Source organism: Mesorhizobium sp. M1409 (assembly GCF_040317535.1).
Taxonomy (GTDB): domain Bacteria; phylum Pseudomonadota; class Alphaproteobacteria; order Rhizobiales; family Rhizobiaceae; genus Mesorhizobium.
The window spans coordinates 55,727-70,182 of record NZ_JAMYKV010000006.1; the positions used below are offsets into that span (position 1 = coordinate 55,727).

The 14,456-nt window shown below is 60.6% G+C and carries 12 protein-coding genes; all 12 read left to right on the plus strand.

Going from position 1 to position 14,456, the window contains the following annotated elements:
- Positions 1-448 precede the first annotated feature (448 nt).
- The 12 genes from NKG99_RS07230 (at position 449) to NKG99_RS07285 (ending at position 14,399) form a co-directional block, all read left to right on the plus strand.
- Positions 449-1,780, plus strand: coding sequence for a patatin-like phospholipase family protein (locus NKG99_RS07230; protein ID WP_352865742.1), 1,332 nt, complete (start codon positions 449-451; stop codon positions 1,778-1,780).
- A 306-nt stretch (positions 1,781-2,086) separates the two neighbouring features.
- Positions 2,087-3,058 carry an HlyD family secretion protein gene (locus NKG99_RS07235; protein ID WP_352865744.1) on the plus strand — a complete coding sequence of 324 codons (972 nt, stop codon included), beginning with the start codon at positions 2,087-2,089 and terminating at the stop codon, positions 3,056-3,058.
- Positions 3,058-5,400 carry an ABC transporter permease gene (locus NKG99_RS07240; protein ID WP_352865747.1) on the plus strand — a complete coding sequence of 781 codons (2,343 nt, stop codon included), beginning with the start codon at positions 3,058-3,060 and terminating at the stop codon, positions 5,398-5,400. Before NKG99_RS07235 ends, NKG99_RS07240 begins: the two co-directional genes overlap by 1 nt.
- Before the next feature lie 100 nt (positions 5,401-5,500).
- Positions 5,501-6,367: an HlyD family secretion protein gene (locus NKG99_RS07245; protein WP_352866074.1), complete on the plus strand. Its 867-nt coding sequence runs from the start codon at positions 5,501-5,503 to the stop codon at positions 6,365-6,367.
- 311 nt (positions 6,368-6,678) lie between these two features.
- Complete coding sequence (locus tag NKG99_RS07250) at positions 6,679-8,193, plus strand: cyclic nucleotide-binding domain-containing protein (RefSeq protein WP_352865750.1); 1,515 nt, start codon at positions 6,679-6,681, stop codon at positions 8,191-8,193.
- A gap of 179 nt (positions 8,194-8,372) precedes the next feature.
- The gene (locus tag NKG99_RS07255; protein ID WP_352865753.1) at positions 8,373-8,732 is read left to right on the plus strand and encodes a hypothetical protein; all 360 of its coding nucleotides are present in this window, start codon (positions 8,373-8,375) and stop codon (positions 8,730-8,732) included.
- A 33-nt stretch (positions 8,733-8,765) separates the two neighbouring features.
- Positions 8,766-9,347, plus strand: coding sequence for a MotA/TolQ/ExbB proton channel family protein (locus NKG99_RS07260; RefSeq protein WP_352865756.1), 582 nt, complete (start codon positions 8,766-8,768; stop codon positions 9,345-9,347).
- Positions 9,340-9,930, plus strand: coding sequence for a DUF2135 domain-containing protein (locus NKG99_RS07265; RefSeq protein WP_352865758.1), 591 nt, complete (start codon positions 9,340-9,342; stop codon positions 9,928-9,930). The genes NKG99_RS07260 and NKG99_RS07265 overlap by 8 nt, the downstream gene beginning before the upstream one ends.
- Positions 9,927-10,412, plus strand: a complete 486-nt coding sequence (locus tag NKG99_RS07270; protein ID WP_352865761.1) for a hypothetical protein — start codon at positions 9,927-9,929, stop codon at positions 10,410-10,412. The genes NKG99_RS07265 and NKG99_RS07270 overlap by 4 nt, the downstream gene beginning before the upstream one ends.
- 503 nt (positions 10,413-10,915) lie before the next feature.
- Positions 10,916-11,677, plus strand: a complete 762-nt coding sequence (locus NKG99_RS07275; protein WP_352865763.1) for an ATP-binding protein — start codon at positions 10,916-10,918, stop codon at positions 11,675-11,677.
- Positions 11,678-12,055: 378 nt separating this feature from the next.
- A complete protein-coding gene (locus NKG99_RS07280) occupies positions 12,056-13,411 on the plus strand; it encodes an NAD(P)/FAD-dependent oxidoreductase (RefSeq protein WP_352865765.1) in 1,356 nt (451 codons plus the stop codon).
- 547 nt (positions 13,412-13,958) lie between these two features.
- Positions 13,959-14,399, plus strand: a complete 441-nt coding sequence (locus tag NKG99_RS07285) for a hypothetical protein (RefSeq protein WP_352865767.1) — start codon at positions 13,959-13,961, stop codon at positions 14,397-14,399.
- Positions 14,400-14,456: the final 57 nt, after the last annotated feature.

Consider the following 14,456-nt stretch of genomic DNA (forward strand, 5'->3'; position numbering starts at 1 on the left):
AAGCCTGACTGGCAGAGCATTCTGCGCTTGCGCCTCTCCCTCGAGAGCGTCGGGAAGCTCCGTTTTCCGTAAGGCACACTTGATCACGGCTCGAAATTCAAGGCTTGTAGGAAGCCTCCGCGCTTTTGACGTTTCTCGCAGGATTGCCGACGGTTCAGTAGAGGCTGCTTCGAGGACTCGAAGCAGCGCGTCGCTCAAACGGCAGCGAGCTGCGCCGCGCCCGATGACGTCAAGGCCGCTCGCTGCGGTTGGCTGGTCCAATCGCATGGACGTTAATTCAGATGTCGATCATGCATGAGACGTCAAAATGCCCAGTGCTTTGTACAAGCACCGAGCGTCGGCCCATGATCAAAGCATGCTCTCGTAAGCAGCGCCCAGCGTCGGGGAGGTTGAACTCGCCGCAAGTCCCTCTCGCCATCTCGCAAGCTGCTTGAGAGAGGAAAGATTCATGACGACAGTCCGGACCCCATGGTCACCGGAAGGCAGATTGTCCCGGTCATTCCGTCCCTGCCTGGCCCGTGCAGCCTGTTCTGCCGCCGTGCGCATCCTTCTTCGTGGGTGCAACTCGATACGGGTCTCCAGGAGAGCAGGGGCGCTCGCGCGAGCAATTGCGCTTAGCCTGTGCGCGAGCCATCTCACCGCATGCATTGCCGCCTTTCCTAGGGATAGCGTCCCACAGCAATTTGCGTCGGCGGCCGAGCCACCCGGCTATCAAAACGACATCCGGATCTGGGGCGATTCCTATGCCAGCTATCCAGCCGGGCGACTCGTCCGATTCCACGACGAGAGACTGAAAGCGTCGAAGTCCGATCCGTCCATAAACACTAGAGAGCTCAACGCTCTTACGCTGTCGGGCGGTGGCAGCAGCGGCGCCTTTGGCGCCGGGATTCTTGCCGGATGGGCGAAAGCCGGGACCAGACCAAAGTTCGATATCGTCACCGGGATCAGCGCGGGCGCGCTTATTGCACCCTTTGCCTTCCTGGGGCCAGCCTATGACGGCGTGCTCAAGGACGGTTTCACCGAGGTCAGCGACGCCAACATTTATACCAAGCACAGTTTTCTCGGAGCGCTCTCAAGCGGCTCGTTCACCAGCAATGCGCCACTCGCCAAGATGCTCGACGAACACATCACCGACGACATGCTTGCGGAGATCGCCAGCGAGTACGCCAAGGGGCGCCGTCTGTTTATCGGCACGACCAACCTCGATGCCGACCGGGCCGTCATCTGGGACATGGGGGCCATCGCCGCGAGCGGGCGGCCGGATCGCAGGAAGCTGTTCAACGAGGTTATCCTCGCCTCCACGTCCATTCCAGGCATCTTTCCACCCGTCAACCTGGAAGTGACCGCGGCCGGCAGGACCTATCACGAGATGCATGTGGACGGCGGCACTGCCACCGAGGTCTTCCTCATGCCAGCCGGACTGACGCTGGGCAAGCTCGACAAGACATTCCACACTAAGGTCAAGGCGCGACTGTATGTAATCCGCAACGGCCGAACCACCCCCGAGTACAGCTCGGTCAAGGCAAGCTTGCCGGATATCGCCGAGAAGGCAGTGTCGTCGCTAATCAAGACGCAAGGCATCGGCGATCTCTATCGGCTCTACGCAATCGCTAAGCGCGATGGGATCGACTTTAACGCCATAGACATCCCGCCGGACTTTACCGTCGAAGCGAAGAGCCCGTTCGACAACCGGTTCATGCGAGCGCTCTACACTGAAGGCTACGAGATAGGCCGCGGCGGCGTCCCGTGGAAAAAGACACCGCCTGGATTTTCCAGATGAGCCTGCCGATGAGACGCGGTCATGGATTGGCGGCCTTCGAAATCGCCCTGCGACGAGCGGACAGGCTCATTGAGAAAGCAGTTCGAGACGACCTGACGACAATCACCAAGCATTGCCCAGACCAAACGGAGACATATGGTGTCGCACATGTCGCGTGACCCGATGAGCAACACATCGGATTCGACTGATGAGTCATTGCCGCACGGCCGCGTTACAACGGTCCCTGGGCAGCAACCCGCCGGTCTGTCTGCGATACGACCGACTCCGGCCAGCGACCAACTCGCTGAGCCATCCAGAACCTCGAAAATGGCGGCGATCATCGTTGTGCTCACAACGCTGGCGATCGTCGGTTTGTCATTGTGGTATCTCGTTCAGCCGCAGCCGCTGCTGGTGCAAGGTGAGGCCGATGCCACGCGCATCGATATTGCGGCTCGTATCGATGGCAGGATCGGACAGCGACCGGTTTCGCGTGGCGACAATATCACGGCCGGGCAACTGCTGGTGGCGATCGATAATCCGGAGCTGTTGACGAAGCTCAGCGAGGCGCAGGCAGCAAGCGTCGTCGCTCAGGCGGATTTCACTCGCATCCAGGTCGGCACGCGCGCCGAGGAAGTTGCGGAACGCAAGGCTGAGGTCGCGTCAGCGCAGGCCAATCTGACGCTTGCCCAGCAGACCTACGACCGGGTCAAGCAGGTCACCGAGGGCGGCTTCGAATCGGTCGCAAAGCTCGACGAGGCGACCGCGTCGCTGGATGTGGCAAAGCGAACCCTAGAGCAATCAAAGCTCGCCTATCAGGAAGCTGTCGCTGGCCACACCGCCGAGGAGCGCGGCGTGGCCCAAGCTGCCGTCGCCAAGGCCGAGGCCGCGATCGCGACCTTGCAGGCGCAGGTCAATGAGATGACCGTCAAAGCGCCGATTGCGGGGCAGGTCTATCAGGTCGGTGCCGAGCTCGGCGAATATGTGTCACCCGGAGTGCCGTTGCTCTCGCTTGTTGACCTCAGCGATGTCTGGGTGGGCTTCGATCTTCGCGAGGACCTGATCAAGGGTCTGAAGGTCGGAGACCGGTTCACGGTCAGAATTCCGGCACTCGGCGACATGTCGGTAACCGTCGAGGTGCGGACCATCGCCACCCGCGGCGAGTATGCCGGATGGCGCGCAACGCGCGCGACTGGCGACTTCGACCTCAGGACCTTCGAGGTGCGGGCCTATCCTGTCGACAAGCTCCCAGACCTAAGGCCCGGCATGAGTGCTTACGCGGATTGGAAGGGGGCGCACTGATGCCGAGTGTGCGTCGTTTCGGCATTGTCGATGTCGCTGTCCGCGAGGTGGCCTGGATCCGTCGCGACAAGGTTGCCCTGCTGCTCGTCATCGTCATCCCGCTGATTGCTTTTGCGATCCTTGCCGCCACATTCAGCAATGCGGTCATCCGTGATCTTCGGGTCGACGTGGTCGATCAGGACAGGACGAAGACGTCCGAGACCTTTGTGCAGGCGATCAGCGCTGCACCGGGCGTCACCGTGGCAAGACGTTCCTCCGATCTCAACGGCGCCATGCATGCTGTTCGCTCCGGCGAGGCCATTGCCACGGTCTATATCCCCGAGAATCTCGAACGCGACATCGCAGGGGGGCACCGGCCGCAGGTCGTGGTCTTCTTCAACAAACAGTTCTTCACGCCTGGCAACGTTGCCTCGAGTTCGCTGCAGGCGGCGCTCTCGGCAGCCATCGCCGACCTGCCTCCAGGACCACACACCGCCGCCTTCACGCTGGGTCCGCTTGTCGTCGAGCAATATGTTCTCACCAACCCGGCGCTGAACTATGCGCAGTTCCTTTTGCGAGCGATCCTGCCCACGGTGCTCCATATCGTGATTGCAATCTCCGCCGGCTATGCGGTCGGCTCCGAGTTCGGGTCGCGCAACATGCGGGAATGGCTGGCGACGGCTGGGGACAGCATGCTTATCGCGCTTGTCGGCAAGCTGGCACCTTACTTCGGCATCTTCCTCGTCATGATGGCTGTCGGGCTCGGGATCATTCACGGCATTTTCGAGATACCCTTCCGCGGCGACCCTGTGCTGGTGGCCACCGGCGCTTGCCTGCTGATCATTGCCTATTTGTCGTTGGGCGCGCTGCTGCAGCTTCTCGTCAGGAACCTTGCATTCGGTCTCAGCCTGACCGGCATCATCTGTTCGCCGGCGTTCGGCTTCGCCGGCGTCGGGTTTCCCGTCTTGGCTATGAACACCTTCTCCCGCGCCTGGGGGGCAATGCTGCCGCTGCGCTGGTACATCCAGATCCTGTTCGACCAGGCGGCCCGTGGCGTATCGGCAGCGGATTCCGCCGAGCCTTTCATGATGCTGGGCGGATTGGCGGTCATCTATTTCAATCTGACCTGGCTGACGTTGCGATTTGTTGCTCGGCATCCGAGGCCAAAGCCGGTCGAATCCCCCGAACAATACAGGTCGGAAGGAAGGATCGGCATTGTTCGAGCATTCACCGACGAATATGGCCGGATTATCCGTAACCGCATGGCCTTCGGTCTGATCGTTATGGCGCCTATCGTTTACGGTGTGTTCTACCCGCAACCCTATTTAGGCCAACTTATCAAGGACATCCCCATTGCCGTCGTGGATGACGATTCCTCCGACGTCAGCCGTACGATCATCCAGGCAGTCAATGCCGACGAAGCGGTGAAGGTGGTGCTTCGGCCGACGACGTTGGCCGAAGCGCAGGCCGCGCTCGCACGCCGGGAAGTGTTCGGCATCCTGGGTATTCCGGCAGGAACCGAACGCGACATCCTGAAGGGCGATCAGGCCAGACTGCCTGCCTACGTCGATTCAGCCTATTTCCTGCTCTACAACCGGACGCTGCAGGGTATTCAGGAAGGCGTGGGCGCGGTCACGGCAGATCTTGCGGCGCGCAGCGCCCGCTCGAATGGCAGCCTCTACCGCGCGGCTCTCGTGCAAAGCTCGCCTGTAGAGATTTTGAACCAGCCGCTTTTCAATCCCACCGGCGGTTATGGCAGCTACATCGTTCCAGCCGCCTTTCTGTTGATCCTGCAGCAGACGCGACTGATGGGCTCGGCCTCAGTAGCCGGGATGGCCTATGAGCAGGGCGGCCGCAGCGCTCGCCGCCGTCGTGGAACCGTGGCAGCGGTGATCGGTCAATGCCTCATGCATCTGCTACTTGCGCTGCCAGGCCTGGCGCTGTTCCTCATCGTGCTGCCGAGGGTCTACGGTTTCTCGGCAACCGATCACGTGCTCGACCTGATCGTCCTGGCCATCCCTTTCATCCTCTCGGTCAGCCTGCTCGGCCAGTTCGTTGGCAACTGGTTCAAGCGGGGCGAAACGGCGGTTCTCCTGTTCGTCGCTATCAGTCTTCCGATCTTCTTCCTAGTCGGCGTCGCATGGCCGCTGGAAGCGATCCCGCCGATGCTTCGGACGGCCAGCCGTATTCTTCCAAGCACCTTCGGGATCGATGGCCTGGTGCGGGTCAACCAGATGGGAGCGACTCTGACGGACGTCTGGAAAGACTGGGTGGGGCTGTGGGTGCTGACAGGCGTTTACGCAGTCCTTGCTATCGCCTCATCCAGAATCGCCACGGGTCGGAGGGTGTCCGATGCTCACTAGACCACGAAATGGTTTCGCAATCGCACTGGCCGTGGCAGGCACGATACTATGCAGCGCTTGGCAGGCGTCGGCAGAGCAGGCGAAGCCGCCGATCGCCGGCATGGTCCGGCAGACCGAGATTCGCATCGCGCCCGAGACGACAGGGCGGCTAGCGACGATAGCCGTCATTCCAGGCCAGCACGTCCACAAGGGCGATCTTCTTGCCGTTCTTGACAATCCCGAGCTGACAGCAGCCGTTGGTGAAGCCAAAGCCGCCGCTGCGAGCGCCAAAGCAGAGCGGGATCGGGTCTATTCGGGTGTGCGGGTGGAAGAGGTGGCAATCGCGACCCAGGCCGTCCAGACGGCGCAAGCCAATCTTCTGCTCGCCCAGCAGCGGTATGACCGCGCATCGGCGCTTGCCGGCAAGGACTTCGCCAGCAAGCAAACGCTCGACGACAGCACGGCCTCGCTTGCAAAGGCCCAAGCTGACCTTGATCTCAAGCGGGCGCAAGTTGCCGAAGCCAGCGCGGGTCCCACCATCGAGGAGCGTGCTCTGGCCGATGCCCACGTGGCGCTGGCCGAAGCGACGGTCGCGGATCTCCAGGCCCAGTTGGACAAGACCGGACTGACGGCCCCAGCGGACGGCACAATAGGCATCCGCGTTGCCGAGCCCGGCGAGATCATTGGTCCGGGAAAGCCGGTTATGACAATGGAAGCGGATGGTCACGCTTGGTTCGCTTTCACGCTGCGTGAAGACGATCTCCACGAAATGACACTCGGCAAAACGATAGCGCTGACGGTGCAGGATGGGCGTCAAATAGATGCCCGCGTGACGGAACTGCGACCATTGGGGGAATTCGCGACCTGGCGCGCGGCCCGCGCCGTTGGCGACCATGATCTCAATTCCTTCCGACTGCGCCTTGATCCAAACGGCAGTGCCGAAGGGCTGGAGCCTGGCATGACTGTCTGGCTGACCGCCCGGCCGTAGGACTTGAAGGCTTCGTCGGATGAGGCCGGTCGGGGCCGCGACAGCAAGACCCGGGAAGCTGCCGTCAGCTTTGTGCGCCATATTCAGCAGGGCGATCGCGTGCGACCTTCCCGTAGAGGTAGTGGATCGGGATGGATCAAAAGTGTCCGCCAGGCGCGTCTTCTTCAACAAGCAGTTCTTCGCGACCGCAATGTCACCTCCAACTCGATTCGGTCGGCAGTCTCAGCGCCGCCGATCTCAATGTAGGTCCGCGTAGCGGCGCTCTCACACTAGGTCCCCTTGCCGTCGAACAATACGTGGCTCCCAATCCCATGGTTACCTACGCACCCCTATCCGAAATCATCGCAGATCCCATCGTTCAGACTGGCGTGCTCGCCACGCTGGGCGCATTGGTTACGCGAATTCTGCTCCGCAACCGACCGACCCTCCGCTTGGTCGGCCAACTGGCGTTCTTTTTGGTGCTCACGGCGCTGCTGCTGTACCACGGGATCATCCCGTATGAGGTTGATCCGGCCGACATCTCTAAGGTGCAGCGCGTATTTACGGGCATCGTCAAGGTGATCTGGTGGGTCAATGCCGCATGGTCGCTGATCGGCGTGGTCCGCGTATTTCTCATCCTCGATCACCAGCCCCGGGAGGGACGGCTTCTTCAGGATCTTGTCGTAGGCATCATCTACGTGACAGCGGTTCTCTCGATCATCGCTTACGTATTCAACGCCCCGGTTGGAACACTGATAGCCACATCTGGCGCCGTCGCTATTGTCCTCGGCCTTGCCTTGCAGAACACTCTGGGGGACGTCTTCTCGGGCGTAGCGCTCAATCTCGCCAAGCCTTACGGAATCGGCGACTGGCTTGTGCTGAGCGACGGCATTGAAGGAAAGGTGGCCGAGACGAATTGGCGGGCCACCCATCTTCTGACCGGTGCAAACGACCTGGTGGTTGTCCCGAACAGCGACCTCGCGAAGGCAAGGTTGACCAACCTCAGCAGTCCCGAGCGGAGCCACGGGGTAACACTGACGGTCCGGTTCCGGCCAACCACAGCGCCGTCCACGATGGCCGATGTGATGCACTCGGTTCTCTTGAGCAGCAATTCGATCCTGACACGACCGGAGCCGAGCGTGCAAATACTGTCGCTGGACGGAGGTGCAGCGGAACTGGAGCTTGCTTTCAGGGTTGCGGACAGGGCCCTCGCCGGCAAGGCAAAGAGCGAGGTCTTCGACCTGATCTTCCGTCATGCCAAGGCGGCCGGACTCACTCTTGCTGCGCCCATGGAAGCTGTTGGCTCCGCATTCCCGGAATCGAACGGGGTTGAGGTGCCGTTCGGTTTCCATACCACGCCACGGCGACTTCTGGACGCGATCCCCCTGTTTGCCCCGCTGACCGAGGATGAGAAGGAAGCGCTCGCTTCGACGATGACACGCCGGACTTTCCGAAAGGGAGAGGCCCTCGCAAAGCAGGGGGAGGTGCTGAAGTCGCTCATGATCGTGCGCAGCGGCGTCGTAGCCGTAAATCGGCGCGAGGGCGCGCGCGAGATGGAACTGGAGCGTCTTGCGCCGGGTGACTGCTTCGGCGAAGGCGGTCTTCTGACGGAAGCCGGCGAGCTCGGCGGCATCAAGGCTCTCACTTTCGTAGTCGTTTATGAGATCACACAAGAGGGTCTGGCGCCGCTGATGCGGGATCGCCCCGCAATCGCCGACGAGCTGGCCTTGCTTCTCTCGAAGCGGAACGCATCAGAGCTGCTTCGGCTCGGCCGAGGCGACGGGGCGAATGCCGCGACGACGATGCCGCCGCTGCGGGCGCGTATCAGGCACCTGTTCAATCTCTGACTTCGACCAACCAATCCTTGGTGGACGGCGCGTCTAACCTCAAACAGCGGCAATCCTGCGAGAACTGTCCAAAGCGCAGACGCTTCCTACAAGCTTTGAATCGTTTGCCGTGATCAAATGCTACTTACGGAAAACGAGACGGCCGAGAGGCCTACCTTCGCACAAACTCGGAGGTCCCAATGTCCAACCAAGTTTTCAAACTGGTTAAGTCACGTTCTGATTTGGCGCGCATCAAAGTGATTGGGGCGGCACTCGTGCCAGTCGCGATGTTCTCCATACCCGCGGCGGCGGAGGCCGGATCGCCTCTGTGCGCCTCGCGGCTGGAAATTCTGAAGCAACTTTCCACACGATTCAAAGAAGCACCCGTTGCCCTCGGTCTGGCTAAAAACGGCTCAGTCGTCGAAGTGCTGACCAGCGACGACGGCGAGACCTGGACGATCATGGTCAGCCGGCCGAACGGCCCAAGCTGCCTAGTCGCGGCCGGCGAAGGCTGGGAAGAATTGAAGCGGGTCGGCGCCAAGGGCGAGCGCGGCGCCTGATCGCGTGGATTCGCAAAAAGAAGGAACGCCAAGATGGTTGACGTCTATGCCCGCGAAAGCGCACTCCGACATAAGTCGCGGTCCGGTATCGTCCCGATTGCTCAGCAGCTTTGGTCAGAGCAGGCAGCTGACCTTGGATCGCACGCTGTTGCCCGCAGGGTGCAGGACACGCGCCCTGTCGACACGAACGGCGCTCCGCTCGCGTTTCTGTCGCGGTTCATCGTTCTTCAGGCAATTGGCGCCGCCGCAATCGCGGGCCTGTGGGTCGTCGGCGTTGCCGGCAAGCCGTTCGCTGGCAACAACGGGTTTCTGTGCTGGTTGATCGTAGCCATCGGCGCCCTGGGCATTCTGTGCGTCTTCTTTCGGCGCTGGCGCGATGTCGATTGGCTGGCGACGCATGTGGTGCGGATCGGGCTGCTCGGAACCGTGGTTGGGCTCATCGTCGCCTTCTCTGCGGCGCGCGCTGGCGGCACAGCCGACCCCAACGCAATCCGGCCGATGATCGCATCGGTCATCGACGGCATGTACGTCGCGCTCTATGCGACGCTGCTCGGCATAGCCACGAACCTGTGGCTAAAGATCAATCTTCGCCTGCTCGGTAATTTCGATGGATGAGGAAACTCTCACCGTCTGGCTCGACACCGCTCTTCTGATGCTGGGCGGTTTCGTCCTCATGACCATGCTCATGATGACGGTGATGAACCCGCCTGCCAAGGCGAGTGAAACCGATGGCGTCACTACGCCCGGAAACGTCACCGTCGAGACACAGTGGCCAGATAAGCTCGACGCCGATGTCGATCTGTGGGTCCAGGCGCCCGGCGATGTGCCAGTCGGCTATTCCACCAAGAGCGGCAAGGTGTTCGATCTGCTGCGCGACGACCTAGGCATGGCGCAGGACATGACCGATTCCAACCATGAAGTCGCCTATTCGCGGGGAGCTCCCTCGGGCGAATACGTCGTCAATGTTCACATGTATCGCGGCGTCAAAGTCACATATCCCGTCCCGGTGAAGATAACCGTCAATGTGAAGGCCAATTCCACCAAGTCTTCAGCGCCGCTGGCCACAACCACGGTCCAACTTCGCAAGCCCAACCAGGAGCTTACCGCCCTGAGATTCCGGCTCGATTCGACCGGCCAACTGGTGCCAGGCAGCATCAACAGCCTGTTCAAACCCCTACGTGTGGCGGCCTCCCAATGATGATCGCTCCCGTCATCTTCGCGCTGCTGCTCGGCGCGTTCATCTTCGTCATCCTGCCGCATGCGGGCATTGCCCGCCGCGCCCTCTCGGTCGGCATCTTCCTGACGCTGATCACTGTGGTCTATGTCGGCGCCAGCGAGCTTCTTGGCCGTCCGAAGCCGCTGACGCTCGAGTGGCGCGACACGGCAAAAGCGCAAGTGGTGGGCGCCGTCCCGGTTGAGAACGAAGCCATCTACGTATGGCTCACGACGCCCGGCTCGACTGAGCCGCGCTTCTATGTGCTGCCATGGAGCCAGCAAGCCGCGCAACAACTTCAAGATGCGATGGGCAAGGCGGAAGCCGACGGCACTGGGGTTGAGATGAAGATGCAGACCGCCGACGCGGGTCTCGATACCCGCGAGCCGATTTTCTACGCACTGCCGCAACCGGCCCTGCCGGTAAAGGACTATACGAGCGTCGCTAGCCCAATCGTTTCCAAGTGAGCCATTGACACGATCTCGGCGGCAGTTCCGCGAGTTCGTTCCGGGCGCGTGCATCGCCAAGGCATTCAATCATATTGACGTTCAGGTTCTGCCGGAGCCGGCAGTATCGAGTAGCCAGCGGGCCCTGTTCGAGTCGTGCGATGATGTCGACGCGGAGGCCGAGGTTCGCAAGATCATCGAAAGGACCTTGGCGGGCTCGAAAAGGGCGGATCACTTGCCGGGCTACCGTTCGTTCACTTGCGGCCATCAATTTCATCAAAGATCTGACGGTCAACGGTGTTAGGCCAAAGCTCGAGATCGGTCGGCCTCGGGCGCCTGTTGGCACTCCAACGGCGGGTGCGAGTTCGCCATGGGATGCTGAGGTAGGCCGAACCGAACGGCCAGAAAGATCCTGCGAGAAACGTCAAAAGACCAGGTGCTTCGTACAAGCTCTGAATCTTGAGGCGTGACCAAATGCAACTCTCGGAAACCAGACGTCCCGAAGCTCTCGATGGAGAGAAGCCATGGCCGACAATCTCGATATGACGACCGGGCAGCGCGTCACTGATGACAATATTGCCCTGCCGCCAGTTTCTGACCCGCGCTTGTTGCTTGCCTCCATAGTTCACGATTTCAACATACTGCTGACGCCGATCGTGTCAGTCCTGGAGGAGATGCAATGTCGCGGGGCCGGAACGGCGCGGCAACTGAAAAAGATTGACGGAGCGATCTACTGTGCCTTTCGCGCCAAGACGCTGGCGCGGCAATTGCTCGACTTTGCGAGCCCTCGACCAGTCAAGCTTGCTGCTGTCGATGTCGGTCGGCTTGTGGAACGGCTCGAGGCGCCGCTTGCAAGCTTGTTGTCGACGCACGTTCGTCTTGACCTCGACATCGCCGAGGATCTCCCAAAGGCTTTCATCGACCAGCAGCTGATTGAGCGGGCTTTGCTCAATCTCGTTTTGAATGCCCGTGACGCGATGCCGGCTGGAGGACATGTGACGATCGCTGCTGCGCAGGATTGCCTGTCTAGCAGTCGGGCGCGGAAACGAGACTCAATGATCCGCCTGACAATCTCAGACTGTGGCATCGGAATGGATGAGGCGACCCTGAAAATGGCGGGGGAGCCCCATTTCTCGACCAAGACAAATGGAACGGGCCTCGGCCTGGCGACTGTCAGGCAACTCATGGAACGCCAAGGTGGCGGGCTGTCGATCGCCAGTGTGCCTAATCGCGGCACCACCATCGATCTGTGGCTTCCGGTGATGTCAGCGTCATTCGCCGATTAGCCTTGCCGATCAGCAAGACCAAAGGCACGATGAATGTCCGCTCTTTAGTTTATGAAAGTTGGTTTGAGCACCCGTGATTTCTTCTGGGCGCGCTATCGGTCCGAGCTGTACTACATGCGGGCGCCGGACCGGCTACCGCTCGCCGTGCCGCTACGCGAGCATGCCCAAGGTGATCCCCCATGGCGCAACTGGCATCTCGCAATTCCAAGGCTGCCTGCTGGGTGAATGGATTTTGAAACGGCGCCACTGAATGTGGCAGGCCGCTTCGGGTCGCAGCAAATCCTTACAAGAAACAGGTGCCTCTCAAGAGCTATTCGATTTGCATGGTCGTCAGATCGGCCAGTTGCAAGATCCCCGGCTAATCATGAGGTGAGAGCGATGTTGGCTGAGACTGGTCCCGCCGAAAATGCCGCCGACGATGGTGGCTCACGCACCATGCGGCCGCGGGTCGTTATCCTAGGCGCCGGTTTTGCCGGAGTGGCAGCGGCGCGGGCCCTTAAGAGATCCGATGCGGACGTGGTTCTGATCGATCGCCGCAATCATCATATTTTCCAGCCGCTGCTCTATCAAGTAGCAACCGCAGTGCTTGCACCATCCGAGATCGCGGCGCCGATCCGGCAGTTGGAGGCGAGGCAGGCAAATTTGAATGTGATGCTCGCCGACGTCGTTGATGTCGATACGACCCATTGCACCGTCGATGCCCTCTTTCCCGGGATTGGCATCCGCAAGGTGCGGTTCGATCTCCTCGTCGTCGCCACGGGTACGCGTCCGAGCTATTTCGGCCACGACGAATTCGCAGCCTTTGCACCAGGGATCAAGAACCTCACCGACGCCGAGGCGATCCGAACCAAAATCCTCAGCGCGTTCGAAATGGCCGAGGCGACCGACGATGAGAACGAGCGCGCCCGCCAGATGAATTTTGTGCTTGTCGGGGCCGGACCGACCGGTGTCGAACTTGCGGCATCGATTGCACAAATGGTGAGGGTCACGCTGCGTCGGAATTTCAGGCAGATCGATCCGGCAACCAGCACGATCACCCTGATCGAGGGAGGAGATCGGGTTCTTCCGAGCTTTGCTCCGTCACTGTCGAAAAAGGTCGCCAGACACCTCACCAAGCTCGGCGTGAAAGTTGCGACCGGTGTCAAGGTGGATCGTGTCGACGCCCAGGGCGTGATCGCGGGCGGCGAAAGAATTCCAAGCGCGACCGTGTTGTGGACGGCAGGCATGGCCGCATCGCCGATCATCCAGCTGCTCGGCGCCAAAACGGACCGGGCGGGCAGGGCGGTGGTCGAACCTTTCCTCAATTTGCCGGATGAACCAAACATATTCGTGGTCGGCGACGCCGCGTCCATACAGCAGGATGGGCGACCCGTACCCGGCGTCGCGCAGGCGGCCATCCAGCAAGGTCGCTATGTGGGACGTCTGATCTCCGACCAAATCAGGGGGCGCAAACCAAAACGGGCGTTTCGGTATCGAGACAAGGGCAATATGGCGGTCGTCGGAAAGAACTTCGCCATCCTGGAGGCAGGCCATCTGAGAATGAGTGGGTTCCTGACCTGGTTCATATGGGCTTTTGTTCACCTGTTGGCTCTCCCCCAACTTCAGAATCGTTGGAGGGTTCAATCGCAATGGCTGTGGTCGTATCTGACCGGCCAGCGCAGCTCGCGGCTGATTTCTGAAGCGCCGCGACCCACAAATGCCACGGTCACGACCAAACAAACCACGGCGCCGTGATCCGTCTGGTGTGCGAACGCGACGATCTCTCGAAGCAGTCACGCCGCTGTTGGACGTGACTTCGTCCTAAACCCGTCACCTTTACACAACGACCGCACAGTCGTCGAACTTGGTGATGCGCTGGCAGATGTATGGTCCCACTTGGGACTGCCACTCGGAGACGATCTACTAGCAGCAGAGTCACAGTCGTCGGGACCTACGTCAGGACGTTTTTATGTATGAGCTCGCAGTTGTGGAACCGTCGTGAAGTGGGACTGGTGGCAACTGGTAGAGTTCATGGCCAGCAGACCAGCACTCCGCGCCAACATCCTGACACTGGTGTGTGCGGATCTTGCTGCCAAACTGCGTGAAATCACCATTGCAGTTTCCGGTCTCATTGTGGAACAGCCTGCAGCTGGGGTAACGCGGCGATAGAATTAGATAGTTGCCTTGACTTGCCGTCGAAACAAACAAGCCGGCGCATGTCCATCAAATCAAGCGACGACCGGTTCCGATAGGCTCCTGCCGCAACCGATTGAAATGTGCGGCCGCTCGCAGGAGTACGGCAATGACCAAGAAACCCACGACCGACGATAGTTTTGATCGAGCGACGGTCAAGGAAGCCGCCAACCACCTGACGAATGGTCTGATTGATCAGCTGCACGACATCCTCAAACAAAGCCCGCAGGAAAACCTGACGGGTGCCCGAAAATGCGGCCAGACGGCGCTCAACGTGATTCAGACCGCCGAGGTCCTCAGGACTGTCCACGGCTACGTCTACGCGGCATCCAGGCGGCTCCAGCAGGTCGCGTCGCTCATGCAGTCAAGGAAGGGGGCGTGTGACAAGCCTGAATACCTCGAGCTCTGTGGCCGCGAAGGCCCCGACTGTGACTGCGAGCTGGTGTGCAAATATAAGCCGAAGCACCTTCGCACCGAGGGTGAGAAGGCGTTCGCCGATGCCGAGCTACAGAGCCGCCAGTTCTTTCAGAACGAACCGCCGAATGGATAGGGCGGACCAAGGGAACGCACCGAACCTGAAACGTGGGTTTGCCGATGGGCACGCCGT

Bases quoted from the DNA above. Each gene is read 5' to 3' on its own strand.
- NKG99_RS07230 (WP_352865742.1), top strand. From the start codon at position 449: ATGACGACAGTCCGGACCCCATGGTCACCGGAAGGCAGATTGTCCCGG.
- NKG99_RS07235 (WP_352865744.1), top strand. From the start codon at position 2,087: ATGGCGGCGATCATCGTTGTGCTCACAACGCTGGCGATCGTCGGTTTG.
- NKG99_RS07240 (WP_352865747.1), top strand. From the start codon at position 3,058: ATGCCGAGTGTGCGTCGTTTCGGCATTGTCGATGTCGCTGTCCGCGAG.
- NKG99_RS07245 (WP_352866074.1), top strand. From the start codon at position 5,501: ATGGTCCGGCAGACCGAGATTCGCATCGCGCCCGAGACGACAGGGCGG.
- NKG99_RS07250 (WP_352865750.1), top strand. From the start codon at position 6,679: ATGGTTACCTACGCACCCCTATCCGAAATCATCGCAGATCCCATCGTT.
- NKG99_RS07255 (WP_352865753.1), top strand. From the start codon at position 8,373: ATGTCCAACCAAGTTTTCAAACTGGTTAAGTCACGTTCTGATTTGGCG.
- NKG99_RS07260 (WP_352865756.1), top strand. From the start codon at position 8,766: ATGGTTGACGTCTATGCCCGCGAAAGCGCACTCCGACATAAGTCGCGG.
- NKG99_RS07265 (WP_352865758.1), top strand. From the start codon at position 9,340: ATGGATGAGGAAACTCTCACCGTCTGGCTCGACACCGCTCTTCTGATG.
- NKG99_RS07270 (WP_352865761.1), top strand. From the start codon at position 9,927: ATGATGATCGCTCCCGTCATCTTCGCGCTGCTGCTCGGCGCGTTCATC.
- NKG99_RS07275 (WP_352865763.1), top strand. From the start codon at position 10,916: ATGGCCGACAATCTCGATATGACGACCGGGCAGCGCGTCACTGATGAC.
- NKG99_RS07280 (WP_352865765.1), top strand. From the start codon at position 12,056: ATGTTGGCTGAGACTGGTCCCGCCGAAAATGCCGCCGACGATGGTGGC.
- NKG99_RS07285 (WP_352865767.1), top strand. From the start codon at position 13,959: ATGACCAAGAAACCCACGACCGACGATAGTTTTGATCGAGCGACGGTC.